Raw genomic sequence first — 14,967 nt, 5'->3', positions numbered from 1 at the left:
TGTCGGTGGTCATCACCGGCCTGCCAGTGGTCGTGATCACGATGGCGCTCGTGTCGGGCCGCAAGCGCCTCGCGCAGTTTGGCGAGGCCCGGTTCGCAACCCGTAACGACATTGTGAAAGCCGGTCTGCTGGAGAAGAAATAACCATGACGACCTCACAACATCTGTATCCGCCGTTCATTGTCGGCAAGTACAAGGGCGAATACCTGAAGTATTACGGCCAGGATTTCCTGATGACGGCTGCCGGCACCCGCTCCGGCAAGGGCACGTCGCTCGTGATCCCGAATCTTCTCACCTATCCCGATTCGGTCGTCGTTGAGGACATCAAGGAAGAGAACTACCACTATACGTCCGGCTACCGGCGGGCATGCGGTCACGAAACCTATCTGTGGGCGCCGTTCTCGGAAGACGGACGCTCGCACGCGTACAACCCGCTCGAATACATCGCCGGCCGACCCGCCTATGCGCGCGTGGGCGACGTGATGACGATCGGCGAACACCTGTATCCGTCCAACGTCGACGCACGTCTGAAGTACTGGAACGACAATGCCCGCAACCTGTTCATCGGGATCGTGCTGTATCTGCTGGAAACGCCCTCGCTGCCGTGCACATTCGGCGAGGTGCTGCGGCAGGCCTCCGGCAAGGGCAGGGCGATCCGTGAACACATCGCGTCGATCGTCAGCACGCGCGCCGATGCAGCGCATGCGACTGAGGGACTGCCGGCGCTCACGTTCGAATGTCTCGACGCGCTGAACCGCTTCCTGTCGCAATCGAAGGAAGCCTTCGCGAACATCGTATCGACGATGACCGCGCCGCTGAACGTTTTCAGCAATCCGGTTGTTGACGCGGCAACCAGCCGCTCGGACTTCGATCTGGCCGATGTGCGCAAAAAGCGTATGTCGATCTATGTGGGCATCAAGCCGGGCGACCTGAAGGCCGGTGCGCTGCTGGTCAATCTCTTTTTCTCGCAGCTGATCGACCTGAACACGCGTGAGCTGCCTGCCGAGAATCCTGCGCTCAAATACCAGTGCGCGCTGATCCTAGACGAGTTTGCAGCGCCCGGCAAGATCGACATCATCGATACGGCCAACCCGTTCATTGCTGGCTACAACCTCAGACTGATGCTGATCTTTCAGGGCATGTCCCAGCTCGAGGATCCGAAGCTGTACGGCAAGCACGGCACTGAAACGCTGGCGATCAACTGCAAGATGCGCAGCCTGTATGCGCCGCGCACGGTCAAGGAGTCAGAAGAATATTCGAAGATGCTGGGGACCTTCACGCTGATGGCGCGCTCGCGCAGCCGCAGTCGCGGCCGCAGTTCGTCGACCAGCACGAACGAGTCGGAACACGGCAGGGCACTGATGATGCCGCAGGAGCTGCGTGCACTGAAGCACAACAAACAGATCATCACGATGGAGGGGTGTGAGCCGATCCTGTGCGAGAAGGCGTTTTTCTATGAAGACGCCGATCTCGTCGACCGGCTCGTGCGGCAAAGCCCCTACCTGCAGGGGGTGATGGCGAAGCTGGAAACGACCAACCGCCGGCGTGCCTGGTTCGGTTTCGGTCCGAAGTTTCCGGACGAAACACAGATGAAACACGCTGCGTTCGTCGCGCGCGAACTGTGCGCACCCGTGCCAAAGATCGACGTCGAGCAGTGGTGGCAGACGCAGAACGCGGCCCGCCGCGCGCAGCAGGCCGCTGCAGCCGCGGACGCAGCCAGACAGTCGGCCGGTCCGGCGCGTGACGTCCGCGAGCACGAGATCGGTGTCCTCGCGCCTGTGCACCTGGCCAACCGTAACAGCATCCGCGCATCTCTATTCCAGTTGATGCCTTATCTGCGAGAAGTCCTGCCGGACGCGGCCGCCGCCGTGTCGGCGCAAACCGCAGCACCTCAATCACAGCCTGAACCGCAAGGAGTGACCGTATGAACGAGATCGAATTTCCCGCCGACCGGATCGACTACCGCGAACGCGACGCGGCAAACGCCGACGATGCTTCGACCATCCGCGCGCGCGTCACGCCGCCGGCGAACGAGCCGGACGCGGGCGCCGTGCCCGGCAGTCCGGAAACACCGGTCGATGACGCAACCGAAGAGCGCCTGAAGAAGATCCGTGCGGCAGATCGCGAGAAGGTCGAGAAGCTGCTCAAGCGCGACTCATCGACCGACGCAGCGACCAGCACAGCCACCGACGAGTCGGTGAAGCCGGCCGCCGGCACCGGCAAGCCGCTCGGGAAGAAGGGGAACGATGCGGAGAACACGATCCGCCCGAAACCGGTTTTCGAGAAGACTGGCTATGACGTGCCAAAGTCGGTCACTAACCAGTATGTGGCGCATGAAGGAAAGTTTCTCGATCGCAAAAGCGAGACGGTGCACTTCGAGGACAAGGGCCGCTCGCTGTCGACGGCCAGCGAGGACCGCGACGTGATCGCACACATGGTCGAAGTCGCGAAGGCGAAGAACTGGGGTGAGCTGCAGCTTAAGGGCAGCGAAGAGTTTCGTCGGCAGGCGTGGATCGCGGCCGAACTCGCCGGCGTTCCGACGCGTGGCTTCAAGCCTGGTGCGCAGGATCGGGCGGTACTGACTGCTGCGCGCGAGGCGATGCGCATCGGCGCCGGCGACAGATCCAATGATACGGACAAGGCGCGCACGAATGAGATGGAGGCAACAGACGCAGCGGGGCAAAAGCAGCCCGCCGCGCCGGAATCGGCGAAAGCCGCCACACCGGGGCGTGAAAACGGCGCGCCCGGAGGCGCCCGGACGAACGCCGCGCAACCTTCCGCGGCTGCGCCGGCGAGCCCCGTTCAGGGCACGCCAACGCCGGCCGGTGTCACGGCGGGAGTACTGGTGGCACAAGGGCCAGCCCCGTTCAACCATGATGAAAAGCAGAACGACAGCTACTACGCCACCGTACGGACGCAGGACGGCGAGCGCACCGTCTGGGGACTGGACCTCGAGCGCGCGATCGGCGAAAGCGGTGTGCAGCCCGGTCAGCGGATCGAGCTGGAAAAGGGAGGCAGCAAGACGGTAACAGCGCTGCAGCGCCAGTTCGACGAGAAGGGTACCGAACTCGCTCCAAAGTCAGTCGAGAGCCGGCGCAACGAATGGCTGGTGTCCTCGCCGGATGTACCGGGTCTGCCCACGCGTGAGCAGCGCGAGGCGCTGGCCAGTGTCCGCCGGGAAGTAGATGATCGCCGTCGGATCAATGAGGCACGCGAGCGGTTCCTGAGCGGAGACTGGAAATACTCGAAGGAACAGCAGAAGACGCTCGATGAAGCACGCGAGCGCATCAAGGCGCAGGCCGCGCGCGAGGTGCTGCGTGACGAGATCAAGGGTCTGCCGGAGCAGCAGCAGGAGAAGCTGATGGGGGAGTTCGAAAGCGCCGTGGCCGAGGCGCGCGCGGCTAACCGGCCACTGGACGTGCCCATGCCTCAGGTAAGCGAAGCAACGATCGAGGCTGTGCGCGAGCAGATCGAGCGCGAACGCGCTCGGCAGGGCAGAGATGGGCAGCAACCGTCACGTGAACAGGCACAGCCCGCAGCGCAAACCCAGGAGGCCGGCCATGACGCGCCAACGCTCGAGATCGAACCGTAACGAACACGTGACCGACGCTGCGCGCACGGTCGCGACTCAACTCACACAACAAACGGAGAGACGCACCATGAAAATCGCCGTCATCAATTTCTCGGGCAACGTCGGCAAAACTACCATTGCTCATCACCTTCTAGCGCCTCGACTGGAAGGCGCTGAGGTTATATCGATCGAGTCGATCAACTCGGATGGTACCGAGAGGGCCGCCTTGCGCGGCAAACAGTTCGATGAATTGCAGGACCGGATGATGACCATGCGACACGTTGTCGTCGATGTGGGGGCATCCAACGTCGAAGACTTTGTCGCGTTGATGCAAAGCTACGACGGGTCACACGAGGACTTCGACATGTTCATTGTTCCGACCGTGCCGCCTCTGAAGCAACAGCTCGATACGATAGCCACGCTTGATCAGTTGAGCGCCTTGGGCATAGCGTCCGACCGGATCAGATTGCTGTTCAATTGCGTTGATCCGAAGAGCAATCTGGATAAGGTTTTTGGTCGCCTGTTTACGCGTCATGCGGCAGTGGGTGGCTTTGTTCTCGATCCGTCCGCAGTCATTTATGAAAATCCGATTTACGAAAAGATAAAGACGATCGGCAAGACTATTACTGACGTCAACAGCGACACAACTGATTATGTTGCGTGGAACGCACGGTCAATGGAGGACGATACGCCGGAGCCCCAGCGAGCCCATATTCGTCAGATGGTCGCCATCAAACGACTGGCCACGCGCGTAACACGCGAGCATGACGACGCGTTCCGGCTTCTGGTGCACTGATGGGCGCGCCGGAAGATTCGATCCGTGAGGAACTGATCGGCGCGGTGCTGGGCGAACTCTCGCTTTTGCGCCGCGACGTGAAGGACTTGTCGCAACTCCTCGAGGCGAGCGGCAAGCAGTTCAAGGACGACGGCGAGCTGACGCTGCTGCGATTCACGTCGCGTTATGAACGGTTCCTCAACCAGTTCGCAGCATCGAGCACCGATGTGCTGGCCGAAGCGGGACGGTTTTCGGAGGCCCGCGATCAACTGCTTGGCGAGATCTCGCTCAGGCAGTACGACGAAGCCAACGGACGAAGCCGCGATCTGCTACGCGACGTTTTGCGCGAGGAGCGCGGCCGCCGTCCTGGTATCGGCCGGATCGAACTGGCCGCATGGACCGTGTGCGCCATGCTTGGCTCGGCGGCGCTCACGGTCGGAGCCCTTGCGGCGCTGCGCCTTCTGACCACCTGACAGGAGATCTCATGAAACGACTGATCGCAATATTGATCTGCGGCGCGGTCGCCACCCAGACGGTGGCGCTGGCCGACGACGACAACCCGTCCGCCTGCGGTGCCGTCCTGTGTCTCGCCGGCCTGATCGCCGGTGGCAGCGCCGGCGGGGACTGCAAAAACTATATGACCGGTTACTTTTCCATCGTGAAATTCCACCACGGCCACTTCGATGAGACAGGCACGACGAATGCCCGTCGCGATTTCACCAACCAGTGCAAGAGCGTCGGACCGGATACGAAGAAAGGTGTGAACGACAGATACGGAAACGTTCAATCTGGTCCGTGACGCGCAGCCGCTCTCTCAGGTCTTGACGAAGATTTGCCCTCGGAAGTCAGGACTTTTTACGGTGCGGGCTGCGGCCCGCACCCTTTTTCAAGTTGTTCACAGATGGACCATACGAGCATTTTATGGAGAACCGACGATGCCCCCGACAGATGAAACATGGCGCAAAGACCACGCTGCACTTCGCCTCGCGATTGAACTGCTTGGCTTTGACTGCAATCGCGTGATCGCGCATTTGCAGGTCGCCCGCGAGCCGATGTGGAGAGAACTACCGTTCCAGTTCGCGTCCGTCACGTTCGATTCGAGGAAGGCTGCCGCGTCCGGACTGAGCGAGCACGGTCAGCGGGACGTCAACCGTGTCTTCAACGCCTTGCGTAACTGTGCGTGACAGATGTAGATAGTCAATCGAGAACGACGGAAGTACACTTCCCGATGCTGTGAAAATGGTGGACCACGATGAGACTGACGTCAGGAAAACTGCTGCGGTCGATGGACCCCGGCCGCGAATATCGCGCGAGCGAGCTGGCCGAATGGTTCGACACGTCGACCGCGCAGATGAACGACATGCTATGCACACTGGTTGAAGACGGGCTCGTGCGCATGAGCAGCCATGCAACGCGCATTATCCGGTTTGAGCGTCTGGCATTTCAGCCTGCGCAACCCGTGCCTCGTTTCGTGCCGCCCCCGACGACGAGCCGGGCACGGATGTTGATGACGCACCGCCCGGCACGCACAATCCCTTTAAGGGCGGTTTCAAGAGCGAAGCGCAACACCGGGATCAATGGCCGGGGTGAGGATTGACTGGGCGGTTTCAAGAGTGAAGCGCAACAGGGGGCTAATGAATGGAAGCTGAGGTTATCGACGCGGTTGCAAGCATACGTTCGAAGACCTCGAATGGCGAATGAAATGCATGGGTAGCGCGAGGTCGGCTGTTGAGGCTGTCGGCGATGGCGTCGAGTTCGTCCTGACTGTAGATCGAGAGGTCAGTGCCCTTCGGCAGATACTGCCGCAGCAGCCCGTTGGTGTTCTCGCAGGTACCGCGTTGCCATGGACTGTGCGGATCGCAGAAGTACACGCGCACGCCGGTGGCGGCGCTGAGTTCCTGATGCCGGGTCATTTCCTTACCCTGATCGTAGGTGAAGCTCTGGCGCAGTGGGGCGGCGATCGAATTCAGTTTGGCAGTGAAGCCCGCCAGTGCCGAGGCGGCGGTGGCGTCTTCCATCTTCGCCAGCAGCACCAGGCGACTGCTGCGCTCAACCAGCACGCCGACGGAAGAGTGATTGCCGGCGCCCTTGATGAAGTCGCCTTCCCAATGGCCTGGCATCACCCGGTCGTCGACCTCAGGCGGACGCACATGGATGCTCACCATGTCGGGGATCTGGCCGCGCCGGTCAGTGCCCCGCTTGCGTGACATACGCGTGCTGTGGCCGTGGCGCAGACAGGCGATCAGCTGGCGGCGCAGCTCGCCGCGTGGCTGCGCATAGATGGCGGTGTAGATGGTCTCGTGCGAGACGTGCTGGGTCGGATCGTTGGGCCACATGCGCTTGAGGGTACCTGAGATCTGCTGGGGCGACCACTTCCATTCCAGCAGGGTGAGTACGACGCGCCACGACACGCTTTGCGGGTGCAGCTTGGGACATGGGCGCGCAGCCTCGCGTCGGCTCGTGCTGAGCGACTGCGCCGGCGCAGACGCATAGCCCACGGCAGAACAAGTGTTTCTGGTCAGCTCGCGGCTCACAGTTGATGCCGGGCGCCCGAGTGTTCGGGCCATGGCCCGAACACTCGAACCCTGCTGCTTCATGCTTGCAATGGTCATGCGCTCTTCAGGCTGAAGCTGTTGATACGTTCTTCTTTTTTGCATGTGCGCACCTTACACGAGGAAGGTGTTGCACTTCAGATTTGATCGCGCCCTGGTTTTTGGTACGAGTATGGCGAGCGTCTTATAGATAGTCGTTTGCCGTTCTCGCACAATGTGGTTCCTGGCCGATGTAATCGGGCCGTTCTCAATTAAAGTGGGTCCGTTCTCACGCAATGTGGTCCCGAATTCATCGATGTAATCGGTCCCGGCGAATTATGCAATCGGGCCGCTACACCTAGCACTACAATGCGAGAGTAATGACCAAACAGCCATGGGATCGTAAACAATGAAAGGTTTGCCGCCGTTTACCCATAGCATCGCAAGCGATTCATTTGCTCTTGAATACGAGACATGCAATCAATACATCAAGCCGGCTAGCACGGCTAAGAGCTTCGATGTTTTGCCGAACGGCTCGCAGACCGCCGAAAAAGTAATCATTTTTTCGGCTGGCCAGCGGATCATTACCGAACCGATCCATGTTTCGAGCGAACACGTCCTGGAACTGGCCTTTTCCTTGCCTACGGGGATGGATGACGGTTCGGGGGCCGCAATCGAGTTGCGGCTCAGCAATGGGGGATCCGGTATTTCGACGTGGTATACGCATCGTATTTCAGAACTAAAGCCCCTTTGCCGACAGACAATCAGGCTTGGACTATCCCAGTTTGCAGGAGAGACACGTTGGTTTGAGCTTGCCCTCGTTTCGTCGTCGGGGATCAACGCAACGGTAGGCATTTCGCGGTTCGTTATCTGTGAACAGGGCCTTCTATCTCGCGTCAATGCCCTGTCGAATTATGACCAACGCTTGAAAAATGAGATTTCACATTTCTCGGGGACGGCCTATACGCACACGATGTACGGGAGCCAAAAAAGTCGATCTGAAAAAATGGAGCTGGAGCGGCATCAGGCGCAGCTGCATACCCAACCGCGCTTCCTCCTGGAGCAGGAAGCGTCTCTCAGAAAGGCTGTATCCCTAGTCCAACCAGAGGCCGGTGAGCCGGTGTTTGGTTTCGCGCAGCGCTGCCTTGGCAGTGTGATTCCATTGACGCCTCCGGATTTCTACTCGAGAGCCTCAAACCTCGGCCGAGGTCGTACGCTTCGTATCCTTTCTCTCTGTGCGGGCGCGGCGCGAATCGAAGAGGAGATGACTAAACACTGCCAGACGCAAGTCGAACTCACTTTACTTGATGCTAGTGAGGACCTTATCCAGCGTGCGGCGGCCAGATTCTCAGAAGGCGGTCACAAAGTACGATGTCTGGTCGGGGATATTAACAATGGGCTTCCCGGTGATGAATCATTCAACATTATTGTCTGTGTATCGGCCCTCCACCATGTAGCTAATCTTGAGCTAGTTCTATCACAAATCAATGAGCGCCTTACGCCGGACGGGGAATTTTGGAGCATCGGCGAGCAAATTGGAAGGAACGGAAATCGACTGTGGCCAGAAGCAATGTCTGCAGCAAACGATGCCTTCAAAAAGCTGCCGGAACGGTACAGAAAGAACGCCCATACCAACAAAATTGATAAGACTGTACCGGATGATGATTTTTCGACTGGCTGCTTCGAGGGCATTAGAAGCGAAGAACTCAGCACAATGCTCGAGAGCTACCTAGTGCCGGTTGACGTCTACAAACGTAACTGCTTCCTTTGGCGCTTGTCCGATGCAACCTACTGCGACAATTTCAACCTATCTTTTCCTGAAGACTTGCAGCACCTCCGTGAATTGGTTATCGCAGAGGCGATGCACTGGGTCAGAGGAGGAAGAGGCACTGAAATGCATGGGGTGTTCCGGCGCAAACAGTTCTGACGTTAGGATGCGAAGCATTGGACGATGCATAACGTAGTCGGCATCACCATCCGACAATGTCCCGTTCCGCTGATTCGCATACAAAGTCTTTGTAGGTTGGTGAGGATCGAATCGGCGGAAGCGGTCCACACGAAAGGTTTGCAGTTTTCGTTGTAGTGGGAGACGAATTGGTCGATACGCCTGATCAACTGCTTGACCGAACCGAAGGAGCCACGAGCTATAGGTGGGGATGAAATGCATGTGCCATAGAGGGCGCGCTGTCAGCCACGCCTTGACCTTGGGATGTTTGTGTGGCTGCTGTAATTGTCGACGATGCAGTGCACGTCGAGATCGGCCGGCACCGCCTTGTCGATTTCGCGCAGAAACGACAGGAATTCCTGGTGTCGGTGACGCGGCTTGCAAGTAGCGAGAACGGCGCCGTTGCGCACGTTCAGCGCCGCAAACAATGTGGTGGTGCCGTGACGAACATAGTCGTGTGTGACACCTTCAACATAGCCGAAACCCATCGGCAGCATGGGCTGAGTGCGCTCGAGTGCCTGACACTGGCTCTTCTCGTCCACGCACAGCACCAGCGCATTCTCGGGCGGGCTCAGATGCAGGCCAACCACGTCACGCAGCTTCTTGGTCGTCGCTGCTGCGCAATGCCTCCACTGTTGACGCGCATCGCCCGTACGATCGGCATGGATCTGCAGGGCACTACTATCAGTCTGGACGGCGTCTACGATTACCGTGCTAACCGTAAGGCAATCTTCAATCGCGGCATGATTCCCAACATCAATCAGAACCCGCGCGGGCGTAAAACGCCGAAACGAGGCCGCAAGCCAAGCCATTCTTCGACCCGGCCGGGACGGCGCACATCATCGCATCTTCCGCGTCGCCGTGCCCATTCTGCGCGATCGTTTAGCAGCGCCGCGCCGATTCTGGGCGAAACCCGCAACCAATTGTGCCTTTTGATCCGTGACCGCGTCGGTTGGTGTCAGAACCCCTTCCGACCTCGCAAAGCGCACTGCCACGGATACGGCTTCGAGCGCCAGCAAACAGCATCCTTGTCACACGCTGAATTGCCGTGCACAAGGCGATTCAGTTGGTTGCAACTCTTTCGGGGTCGCTTGCGAAAACGGAAAATAAAGCACGTTAGCGGCGGACGAACGTTGCCAGACGACCCCTTGGAGTCATTCAAAATCGAATCTCGAACGGCCGCTTCCGCCCTTGCATGAGCCGATCGTCGACGGCTGATTGACCTGCGCAGCGCTATCGTTCACGGTGGTCGCCGCGGCAAACCGCGCAAAGCAGGTCAAGAAATTCCAGTAGCAGTGAAACCATACCGCTGGCCCCGCGATGAATGGACGGACGCGGGGCAAGAGACCGACCCCGATAATCGCAAAATGCGAACTTTGTATAGTTCAAATGCAGTTTGATTGATCCAGATGAACCAACTGGCAGATTTAGGCTGCCCTACCAGGCTGCAAAGCCTCATAGTTTGTGCTTGAGTTCGCCGCCCCCTTGCTGCCAGACGCTATTGAGCGTCCTGCGATGCTGTATGGCCTCTGCGGGGGAGGGGCGGGACACGGAGGCCATCCTATGGAATCGTTTCTGAGTGCGCATGAACTGTCAGCGCTCATGCTTATAGAACAAGCTCCCTCGCACGCTGATCTTGACCGGCGCGAGGTCGAACAGCTTATAGGCCGGCAATTGGTTGAGCGCGCCGCAGGCGCATCCGGTGCGTCTGAATTTAAGGTAACAGACAATGGAAGCGCAGTCCTGACACGGATATTCGCCTTCGATATACGGGCGCAGAAAGTTGATCCGCCTGCGTAACCCGCAACACCAAAACTCCGATGCGGCATGATGCGTGTCAGTGTGACATCGACACGCTCCAGGGGCGACTTAGAGCAGCTCGGCACCGTCATCTTCAAGAAGGTCGTGGCGCACAGCGTAGCGCACAAGCGCCGCGTCGTTCGCGAGGCCGGACTTTTCCAGAATGTTCGTCCTATGTGTGCTGACCGTCTTGGCACTCAAACCCAGCTTTCCTGCGATCACTGCAATAGATTCGCCTGCCGCAATCAGGAGAAGTATCTGGAATTCGCGGGCGGACAGGCGCTGGTGGGGAAATGAAGAATCGACTTCAGCAAAACCGTGGGCGATCTGGTCCGCCATCATAAGACTTACATAGATGCCTCCGGACGCAACCTTTCGGGCCGCCGCTATAAAGTCTTTGCCAGGCGTATCTTTCGTAACGTATCCGGACGCTCCGGCCTTGAACGCACGAACTGCGTACGCCTGCTCAGGATGCATCGTCACCACCAGAATGCGCAACGAAGGATTTTCGATCTTGATCAGGGGGATCAGATCGAGGCCATGGAGGCCGGGCATTGAGAGGCCGAGAGTAAGCAAGGCTGCATCGGTCGCTCTCGCAAGTGCCAGCGTGCTTGCTCCGTCGGCCGCTTCACCTGCAAACTCGAACTCCCCTGTGCTGCACAGCAGCGCACGCAGCCCCTCACGCATGACACCATGCGCGTCAGAAATTGCCACCTTCGTCATGGATCACTCTCATGGAAAGAGGCGAGATTGCCTTTTGTCATGATGGACCGTTGGCCATGCAGATCGAGGTTACTTTGTAACAGCACACATCGTGGAGTTTCGGTCAAAATTCCGGCGTTTACCTCCATTTAAGTTCCCAAACACGGGTTAATTTGCCGTTTCGCCGCTGTAGATCCCCAAGAGGCCAATGTGCTACGGGACTCCAGGTCCACGAGCAGCGCTCGGAGCGTTCTCTTTGTGTGCTTGCACGTGGCAGTCGGCTGTTCTTCGTATTTCAGCCGCTCGAGAGAACATCACCAAAGTCTCTTCATGGCCGCACTGCGCCGCTCCGCCAGCTTACTTAGGACAGTTGCCGCGCACAACACCCCCAACAGGAAAGGCTAACGCTAGTGGTCCCGGGCGGGACGCAGTGGCCGGAATCCACCGCGCCGCACGTTCTGGTCCTCGCGCCACACGTAATCGCCNTCAGCCGCTCGAGAGAACATCACCAAAGTCTCTTCATGGCCGCACTGCGCCGCTCCGCCAGCTTACTTAGGACAGTTGCCGCGCACAACACCCCCAACAGGAAAGGCTAACGCTAGTGGTCCCGGGCGGGACGCAGTGGCCGGAATCCACCGCGCCGCACGTTCTGGTCCTCGCGCCACACGTAATCGCCCGTCAGGTTGATGTGCTCCCAGCCAAGCGGTGAGAGATACGGTAGCAAAACTGCATCGGGCGGGGTACCGCGTGCGACCATCGCGTGGACAGCCCGGTCGAGGTAGACGGTGTTCCACAGCACGATTGCGGCAGTGACCAGATTCAGGCCGCTGGCGCGATAGCGCTGCGACTCAAAGCTGCGATCGCGGATTTCCCCAAGGCGGTAGAAGAAGACCGAACGTGCAAGCGCATTGCGGGCCTCGCCCTTGTTCAGGCCGACGTGAACGCGGCGGCGCAGTTCGACGTTCTGCAGCCAGTCGAGGATGAACAGCGTACGCTCGATACGACCGATCTCGCGTAGCGCAACGGCGAGGCCGTTCTGCCGCGGATAGCTGCCGAGCTTGCGCAGCATCAGTGAAGCGGTGACGGTACCCTGCCGGATCGACGTCGCCAGGCGCAGGATCTCGTCCCAGTTCCGCCGGATTGCCTTCTCGTTGTACGTGTCACCAATCATCGACTGGAGCGCCGGATAGTCCTTCACGCTGCCAGGCACGTACAGCTTCATGTCGTGGAGATCGCGGATGCGGGGCGCGAACCGGAAGCCCAGCAGGTGCATCAATGCAAAAACGTGGTCGGTGAAACCGTTGGTGTCGGTGTAATGTTCCTGAATGCGCAGATCCGACTCATGGTATAGCAGGCCGTCGAGCACGTAGGTCGAATCGCGCACGCCGACGTTCACGAGGTTCGGGTAGAACGGCGCGTATTGGTCGGAGATGTGCGTGTAGAACATCCGGCCTGGTTCGGCGCCATACTTCGGGTTCACATGTCCGGTACTCTCGGCGCGTCCGCCGGCCCGGAAACGCTGCCCGTCCGATGACGAAGTGCTGCCGTCACCCCAATGGGTAGCGAACGGCTGGGCGAACTGTGCGTTGACCAGTTCGCCCAGCGCCTGCGAATAAGTCTCGTCACGGATGTGCCACGCCTGCAGCCACGAGAGTTTCGCGTAGGTGGTCCCCGGGCATGCTTCTGCCATCTTTGTCAGTCCGAGGTTTATCGCATCGGCCAGGACCGTCGTGAGCAGCAATGTCTTGTCTTTTGCGCTCTCTCCGGTCTTCAGGTGCATGAAATGGCGAGTGAATCCGGTCCACGCATCGACCTCCATCAGCAGTTCGGTGATCTTCACGCGCGGCAGCATGACCGACGTCTGGTCGATCAGCGTCTGGGCAGCCTCGGGCACTGCTGCATCGAGTGGCGTGATTTTCAGGCCCGATTCCGTAATGATCGCATCGGGCAGTCCGTTTTCGGCCGCGAGCCGGTTGACGGTTGCCAGCCGCTCCTCCAGCAACTGCCGCCGCTCGTTCAGGTAACGGTCGCAGTCGGTGGTGATGGGTATTGGCAGCGCATTGTCCCGCCTGATCGCCTGGAAATTTTCCGCCGGAAGCAGATAGTCGTCGAAGTCCTTGAACTGGCGTGAGCCCTGCACCCAGATGTCGCCTGATCGCAGCGCATTCTTCAACTCGGCCAGCGCACACAACTCGTAGTAACGACGATCAATACCGGTGTCGGTCAAGACCAGTTGTTTCCACCGCGGCTTGACGAAGGCGGTCGGCGCGTCCGCCGGCATCTTGCGCACGCCATCATTGTCCATGGCCTTGATCATGTTGACGGCGTTGAGCACATCGGTCGCCGCCGGCGCCGCGCGCAGTTTCAGGATTTCGAGGAAAGCCGGTACGTAGCGACGCAGCGTCGCGTAATGGTCGCCGATCTGATGCAGGAAATCGAACGCTTCGGGCTGGGCCAGTTGCTCGGCCTCGCTGACACTTTTCGTGAATACCTCCCACGACATGACGGACTCGATCGCCTTGAAGGCATCGCCGCCATTTTCCCTGGCCTTCAGCAGGGCGCGGCCGAGCTTCCCGTACAGTCTCACCTTGTCGTTGATCGCCTTGCCCGAGCGGTGGAACTGCTGCTGATGTTTCTTTTTCGCGGCATTGAAAAGCCGACCGATGATGCGGTCGTGCAGGTCGACGATTTCATCGGTGACTGTCGCTGTCGCTTCCATGACGATGGCCGCCAAGGTCGCGTGACGACGCTGTGTTTCGAACTTCCCGAGGTCGTGTGGCGTCATCTGCGCGCCTTCGCGCGCAATCTTGAGCAAACGGTTTCTGTGCACCAGCCGGTCGAGGCCCGCGGGCAGGTCGACGGCGTGAAGGATTTTCAGGCGGTCGATGTGCTGCAGCATCTGTCGCGAACTCGCCTTGCCCGGCGGCAGCCGCAACCATGCCAGCCACGTCATGCGGCCGTCGTCCCGACGCTTCAGTAACTCGTCGAGTCTTCGCCGATGACCGTCCGACAGCAATTCCGTGAGCACGTCGTGGATGCGACGCGTCGCGCGGGTGACCGCTTCAGCACAGATCCGCTCGATCACGTTCGAACCCGGCAACAGGATTGCCTGCCGGCGCAGATATTCGAGCAGCGCCTGCGCGAGTACGAAGCCCTTGTCGGTCTGCATTGCCAGGTCGACGAGTGCCAGTACCGCCGGATGGTAGTCGGCCACCGTAAGCGGACGCAGTTGCAGCGCCGCCTGCAGTTCGAGCAGATGCTCACGGCGCGTCTGGTCCCGCTGCGCGTACGCCTCCCAGTGCGACGGTGCAATGCCGAGTTGCCCGGCAACGTACCGCAGCAGCGCGGGCGGAGGCTCGACACCAGCGCTCAAAGCGAAGCCCGGAAAACGCAAGCAGCAGAACTGGACGGCAAATCCGAGGCGATTGGCCGTTCCTCGATGCTGCCTGATCAGCGACATGTCCTGCTCGCTAAACGTGTAGTGGCGAATTAGATCATCGTGGCTGTCAGGGAACGAAAACAGGCTGTCTCGCTCGGCCGGCGAGAGAATGGAACGACGGGGCATGGTGGGCTCGACAGAGGATGGGGATGGCGCTGACGGCGGGTTGCAGCACCGATTCCACTGGACTGACGGTTCAGAAAAA

12 protein-coding genes and 1 pseudogene are annotated in these 14,967 nt (G+C 59.6%); 9 read left to right on the top strand and 4 right to left on the bottom strand.

Features of this window, described 5'->3' with window-relative positions; all coding sequences use genetic code 11:
• The first annotated feature begins 145 nt into the window (after window positions 1-145).
• The 7 genes from AC57B6_RS00140 (at window position 146) to AC57B6_RS00110 (ending at window position 5,942) form a co-directional block, all read left to right on the top strand.
• Window positions 146-1,927 (top strand): type IV secretory system conjugative DNA transfer family protein, encoded by a 1,782-nt coding sequence (locus tag AC57B6_RS00140; protein WP_496417507.1) that lies wholly within the window; start codon window positions 146-148, stop codon window positions 1,925-1,927.
• Entirely contained in the window at window positions 1,924-3,591 is a 1,668-nt protein-coding gene (locus tag AC57B6_RS00135; RefSeq protein ID WP_496417508.1) for an LPD7 domain-containing protein, read from the top strand. Before AC57B6_RS00140 ends, AC57B6_RS00135 begins: the two co-directional genes overlap by 4 nt.
• 67 nt (window positions 3,592-3,658) lie before the next feature.
• Window positions 3,659-4,366, top strand: coding sequence for a StbB family protein (gene stbB / locus AC57B6_RS00130; protein WP_137959724.1), 708 nt, complete (start codon window positions 3,659-3,661; stop codon window positions 4,364-4,366).
• Window positions 4,366-4,818 (top strand): hypothetical protein, encoded by a 453-nt coding sequence (locus AC57B6_RS00125; protein ID WP_496417509.1) that lies wholly within the window; start codon window positions 4,366-4,368, stop codon window positions 4,816-4,818. Before stbB ends, AC57B6_RS00125 begins: the two co-directional genes overlap by 1 nt.
• Window positions 4,819-4,829: 11 nt before the next feature.
• Window positions 4,830-5,144 (top strand): TrbM/KikA/MpfK family conjugal transfer protein, encoded by a 315-nt coding sequence (locus AC57B6_RS00120; RefSeq protein ID WP_496417510.1) that lies wholly within the window; start codon window positions 4,830-4,832, stop codon window positions 5,142-5,144.
• A 136-nt stretch (window positions 5,145-5,280) separates the two neighbouring features.
• The gene (locus AC57B6_RS00115) at window positions 5,281-5,529 is read left to right on the top strand and encodes a hypothetical protein (protein WP_496417511.1); all 249 of its coding nucleotides are present in this window, start codon (window positions 5,281-5,283) and stop codon (window positions 5,527-5,529) included.
• Between the two features lie 101 nt (window positions 5,530-5,630).
• Complete coding sequence (locus AC57B6_RS00110) at window positions 5,631-5,942, top strand: hypothetical protein (protein WP_496420505.1); 312 nt, start codon at window positions 5,631-5,633, stop codon at window positions 5,940-5,942.
• Between the two features lie 34 nt (window positions 5,943-5,976).
• Here the strand turns inward: AC57B6_RS00110 and AC57B6_RS00105 are convergent, their stop codons facing one another.
• Window positions 5,977-7,002 (bottom strand): IS30 family transposase, encoded by a 1,026-nt coding sequence (locus tag AC57B6_RS00105; protein WP_496420504.1) that lies wholly within the window; start codon window positions 7,000-7,002, stop codon window positions 5,977-5,979.
• A gap of 283 nt (window positions 7,003-7,285) precedes the next feature.
• Between AC57B6_RS00105 and AC57B6_RS00100 the strand changes: the two genes are divergently transcribed.
• On the top strand, window positions 7,286-8,803 hold the full coding sequence (locus tag AC57B6_RS00100; RefSeq protein WP_496420503.1) for a class I SAM-dependent methyltransferase: 1,518 nt from the start codon (window positions 7,286-7,288) through the stop codon (window positions 8,801-8,803).
• Window positions 8,804-8,805: 2 nt separating this feature from the next.
• Here AC57B6_RS00100 and AC57B6_RS00095 read toward each other — a convergent pair.
• Window positions 8,806-9,426, bottom strand: a pseudogene (locus tag AC57B6_RS00095) (IS630 family transposase); the annotation flags it as partial.
• 958 nt (window positions 9,427-10,384) lie between these two features.
• On the opposite strand from AC57B6_RS00095, the gene AC57B6_RS00090 reads away from it, so the two are divergent.
• The gene (locus AC57B6_RS00090) at window positions 10,385-10,621 is read left to right on the top strand and encodes a hypothetical protein (RefSeq protein ID WP_088176911.1); all 237 of its coding nucleotides are present in this window, start codon (window positions 10,385-10,387) and stop codon (window positions 10,619-10,621) included.
• Between the two features lie 69 nt (window positions 10,622-10,690).
• Here AC57B6_RS00090 and AC57B6_RS00085 read toward each other — a convergent pair whose 3' ends face one another.
• Window positions 10,691-11,344, bottom strand: coding sequence for a response regulator (locus AC57B6_RS00085; protein WP_060090756.1), 654 nt, complete (start codon window positions 11,342-11,344; stop codon window positions 10,691-10,693).
• A gap of 577 nt (window positions 11,345-11,921) precedes the next feature.
• Complete coding sequence (locus AC57B6_RS00080; RefSeq protein ID WP_046565381.1) at window positions 11,922-14,888, bottom strand: Tn3 family transposase; 2,967 nt, start codon at window positions 14,886-14,888, stop codon at window positions 11,922-11,924.
• Between the last annotated feature and the right edge of the window lie 79 nt (window positions 14,889-14,967).

Source organism: Paraburkholderia sp. BGA-UO-ETr-F12 (assembly GCF_059567945.1).
The sequence above is the reverse complement of the archived record's forward strand: the minus strand, read 5'-3'. Positions and strand labels throughout refer to the sequence as shown.